The organism is Streptomyces sp. NPDC101191 (assembly GCF_044767915.1).
Taxonomy (GTDB): Bacteria; Actinomycetota; Actinomycetes; order Streptomycetales; family Streptomycetaceae; genus Streptomyces.
Genome location: NZ_JBIWOU010000007.1, coordinates 1 through 4,463, shown reverse-complemented (window position 1 = coordinate 4,463; position 4,463 = coordinate 1). Strand labels below are relative to the sequence as shown.

Sequence of the window (4,463 nt, the reverse complement as noted above, 5' to 3'; positions counted from 1 at the left end):
AGCCGGATCCACCGCCCGAGAGCCGGATCCACCGCCCGAGAGCCGGATCCACCGCCCGAGAGCCGGATCCACCGCCCGAGAGCCGGATCCACCGCCCGAGAGCCGGATCCACCGCTCAAGGATCAGCGCACCGGCCCCAGCCGTTCCAGCGCCTTCCCCGCGTCCAGGCCCGACGCACCGGCGCCCGCCTCCGTCCAGGCCGCCGCGCACAGCGCCCGTACGCCGTCGAGCGGGTCCAGACCCTCGCCCTCGCTCTCCAGGACCAGCGCTCCCCCACTCACCGCGGCCGACCAGCCCCCGCACCCGAAGGCCCCGTCCGCACCCTCGACGACCTCCGGCTGAGCCACGAGCAGCCCGCGCAGATCCGCCGCCACATAGGTGGGCCGGTGCTCCGGCACCGCCGCGAGCAGCCGCGGCACGTCCGTCACGCCGGTGAGCACGAGCAGGGAGTCCACGCCCCCGTTGAACGCGCCCTCGATGTCCGTGTCCAGCCGGTCCCCCACCACCAGCGGACGCTCGGCGCCCGTGCGCAGCACCGTCTCGCGGTGCATCGGCGGCAACGGCTTGCCCGCGACCTTCGGCTCCGCGCCCGTCGCGATCCGCACCACCTCCACCGCCGCGCCGTTGCCCGGACCGATCCCGCGCAGGCTCGGAATCGTCAGGTCCGTGTTCGAGGCGTACCACGGCAGACCCCGCCCCACCGCGTAACTCGCCTCCGCGAACCGCCCCCACGGCAGGTCCGGGCCGCCGTAGCCCTGCACCACCGCCACCGGATCGTCGTCCGCCGACTCCACCGGCACCAGTCCCCGCTCCCGCAGCGCCACCCGCAGCCCCTCGCCGCCGATGAGCAGCACCCGCGAGCCGGGCGGTACCTCGTCGGCGATCAACCGGGCCACCGCCTGCGCCGAGGTGATCACGTCACCGGCCTCCGCCGGCACCCCGATCTCGGTGAGGTGCTCCGCCACCGTGTCCGGGGTCCGCAGCGCGTTGTTGGTGACGTACGCGAGGTGCATCCCGCCGGCCCGGGCCGCCCCCAGCGCCGTGGCGGCGTGCGGGATCGCGTCCCCACCGGCGTAGTACACGACACCGTCCAGGTCGAGCAGCGCCGTGTCGTACGCCTCGCTCAGCGCCCGCGCACTGCCGCTCGGCCGGTCCCTGCCCTGCCGCTGGCCGATTCCCGTCATGCCATGTACTCCTCACGTCGCCGGGCTGACATTCTCCCGTTGCCCAGATCATCGCTCATGGCCACCGCCACATAGGATGACGAGATGCATACCTCAGGTCACGCGGCCGATGACGTCCGCGCTCCCGGTCTTCGACTGAGCCCCTTCCGGGGCGTCCGGTACGTTCCCGAACGGGTCGGCAGCCTGGCCGCCGTGACCTCCCCGCCGTACGACGTCGTCGTCCGGCCCGACGGACTCCACCACCTCGAATCCGCGGACCCGCACAACATCGTCCGGCTCATCCTCCCGCAGGCCATGACCGCCGGCACCCGCCACCGCAAGGCCGCGGTCACCCTCGACCGCTGGCTCGCCGACGGCATCCTCGCCCCCGACCCGGAGCCCGCGCTCTACGTGTACGAGCAGCGCGGCGACGGCCTCCTGCAGCGCGGTGTCATCGGCGCCCTCGAACTCTCCACCCCCGCCGAGGGCATCGTCCTCCCCCACGAGGACGTCATGCCGCACATCGTCGAGGACCGCGCGGCCCTCATGCGCACCACCGCCGCCAACCTGGAGCCTCTGCTCCTCACCTACCGCGGCGACGGCGACGGCGCGGGAGCCGTCATCGACCGCACCGTCGAGCGCGAGCCGCTGCTCTCCACCACCACCGAGGACGGCTTCCACCACCGCCTCTGGGCCGTCACCAACCCGGCCGACCTCGCCGCCGTCGCCGCCGAACTCGGCCGCCACCAGGCCCTGATCGCCGACGGCCACCACCGCTGGGCCACCTACCTTCGGCTCCGCGAGGAGCACACCGCCCCCGGCCCCTGGAACCACGGCCTGGTCCTGCTCATCGACACCGCCCGCTACCCGCTCCGGGTCCGCGCCATCCACCGGCTCCTCAACCGCCTCCCCGTCGCCGACGCGCTCGCCGCCCTCGGCGACGCCTTCCGTGTGACGCGCGTCGACGGCCCGCTCCCGGCCGCCCAGGAGGCCCTGGCCGAGGCCGCCGCCGAAGGCAACGCCTTCCTGCTCGCCGGCGACGGCGCCTTCCACCTGCTGGACCGACCCGACCCCGCGCTCCTGGCCCGCACGGTCCGCACCGACCGCCCCGAGGCCTGGCGCACCCTCGACGCCACGGTCCTGCACTCCACCCTCCTCGACCACGTCTGGCACATCCCGGAGGACTCCCCCGAGGACATCGGCTACATCCACGACACCCGGGCCGCCGTCGAGCAGGCGGAACGCCGCGGCGGTACGGCGGTCCTCATGCACCCGGTCAAGGAGGAGGTCGTACGGGACCTGGCGCGGCAGGGCGTCACGATGCCCCGCAAGTCGACCTCCTTCGGCCCGAAGCCGGCGACGGGCCTGGTGCTGCGCAGCCTGGCCCTCGACTGACCGCCCGCCCGGCGGACGGACCGCCGTGGAAACGCCGAAGGGCGGCACCCCGTCGCGGGGTGCCGCCCTTCGTGTACGTACGTCGTACGGGACGTCAGCTCTTGTCGTCCTCGTGCGGCTCGTCGGCGTCCTGCTCGTCGCCCTCCGCGTCGCCGTTCTCCGCGTCGGCATCCTCGGAGCCGTCGAACGCGTCGACGAACTCGACGCCGTCCAGCTCGGCGAGCCGGTCGGAGGCGTCCGTGGAGCCGTCCTTGTCGGCCTCCAGGGCCTTCGCGAACCACTCGCGCGCCTCGCGCTCCCGCCCGGCGGCGAGCAGCGCGTCGGCGTACGCGTACCGCAGGCGCGCGGTCCACGGGTGGTTGGCGTTGGACGCCAGCTCGGGGCTCTGCAGGGTCACGATCGCGGCGTCGAGCTGCCCCATGTCCCGGCGGGCTCCGGCCGCCACGAGCCGCATCTCGACCTGGCCGGCCTTGTCCAGCTTCTGCACCTCGGACTCGCCGGCCATGGCCAGCGCCCGCTCCGGGCGGCCGAGGCCGCGCTCGCAGTCGGCCATGACGGGCCACAGCTCGACACTGCCGGTCATCCGCCGGGCGGCCCGGAACTCGGCCAGCGCCTCGGCGTACTTCTGCGTCGCGTAGGCGGCGAAGCCGGCGGCCTCACGGACGGCGGCGACACGGGAGGCGAGACGCAGCGCGATGCGCGAGTACTCGTACGCCTTCTCCGGCTCCTCGTCGATCAGCTGAGCGACCATGACGAGGTTACGGGCGACGTCCTCGGCCAGTCCCTTGGGCAGGCTCATGAGCTCCTGCCGCACGTCCGGGTCGATCTCCTCGCCGGTGACCTCCGGCGGGATCGGCAGACGCTTGATGGGCGCGCGGTCGCCGCGGTCACCGCGGTCGTCACGGCGCCCGTAACCGCCCCGGTCGTCGCGACGCGGGCCACGCCCGCGGTCGTCGCGCCGGTCGTCACGGCCACGGAAGCCGCCGCCACCACGCCGGTCGTCCTCACGGCGCGGGCCGCGGGGCCGCTCGTCACGGCGGTCGTCACGGCGGAAGCCGGAGCGGTCGTCCTGACGGTCGTCGCGGCGGTAGCCCCCGGGACGCTCGTCCTGGCGCTCGTCGCGACGGAAGGCCGGACGGCTGTCGTCACGGTCGTCACGGCGGTACGAGGGACGGTTGTCGTCACGGCGGAAGCCACCGGGACGCTCGTCACGGCGGTCGTCGCGGCGGAAACCGCCGGGACGGTCGTCGCGGCCGCGGTAGCCGCCGCCACGGTTGTCGTCACGACGGTCGCCACCCCGGCTGTCATCGCGGCGGAAACCACCGGGACGCTCATCCTGACGCTCGTCGCGACGGAAGGCCGGACGGCTGTCGTCACGACGGAAGCCGCCGGGACGGTCGCCGCCACGGTCGTCACGACGGTACGGGGGGCGGTCGCCGCCACGGTCGTCACGGCGGTCGTCGCGGCGGTTGTCGTCGCGGCCGCGGTAGCCGCCGCCACGGTTGTCGTCACGACGGTCATCGCGGCGGTCGTCGCGACGGTTGTCATCACGGCCGCCGCGGTAGCCACCGCCACGGTTGTCGTCACGACGCGGGCCACGGAAGCCGCCCCGCTCGCCACCGTCCCGGCGGCGCGGCTCGCGCTCCGGACGATCGTCGGGAGAGTTGGTGGACATCGACGTGACTCCTGTCTTCGGGTACTGCAGTCATTCTCGCGCAGCCGGCACCGCACCGCGCTTTCAGGAAATACAAGGAAAAAACAAAAGGACCCCTGGTCCCAGCATGAACGCTGGGGACCAAGGGTCCTGAAAGATTGTTCGGCGGCGTCCTACTCTCCCACAGGGTCCCCCCTGCAGTACCATCGGCGCTGAAAGGCTTAGCTTCCGGGTTCGGAATGTAACCGGGC

At 73.6% G+C, this 4,463-nt stretch carries 3 protein-coding genes and 1 rRNA gene; 1 reads left to right on the top strand and 3 read right to left on the bottom strand.

Annotated features, from left to right (window positions below):
• Positions 1 to 122: 122 nt before the first annotated feature.
• On the bottom strand, positions 123 to 1,184 hold the full coding sequence (locus ACIRQF_RS26210) for an HAD hydrolase-like protein (protein ID WP_404095521.1): 1,062 nt from the start codon (positions 1,182 to 1,184) through the stop codon (positions 123 to 125).
• A gap of 84 nt (positions 1,185 to 1,268) precedes the next feature.
• Here ACIRQF_RS26210 and ACIRQF_RS26205 point away from each other — a divergent pair, with 84 nt between their 5' ends.
• A complete protein-coding gene (locus ACIRQF_RS26205) occupies positions 1,269 to 2,558 on the top strand; it encodes a DUF1015 family protein (protein WP_376638193.1) in 1,290 nt (429 codons plus the stop codon).
• Positions 2,559 to 2,652: 94 nt separating this feature from the next.
• On the opposite strand, the gene ACIRQF_RS26200 is transcribed toward ACIRQF_RS26205, so the two are convergent.
• Both ACIRQF_RS26200 and rrf read right to left on the bottom strand, forming a co-directional pair.
• The gene (locus ACIRQF_RS26200; protein ID WP_404095519.1) at positions 2,653 to 4,233 is read right to left on the bottom strand and encodes a tetratricopeptide repeat protein; all 1,581 of its coding nucleotides are present in this window, start codon (positions 4,231 to 4,233) and stop codon (positions 2,653 to 2,655) included.
• A 139-nt stretch (positions 4,234 to 4,372) separates the two neighbouring features.
• Positions 4,373 to 4,463 (bottom strand): 5S ribosomal RNA (rrf, locus tag ACIRQF_RS26195); the annotation flags it as partial.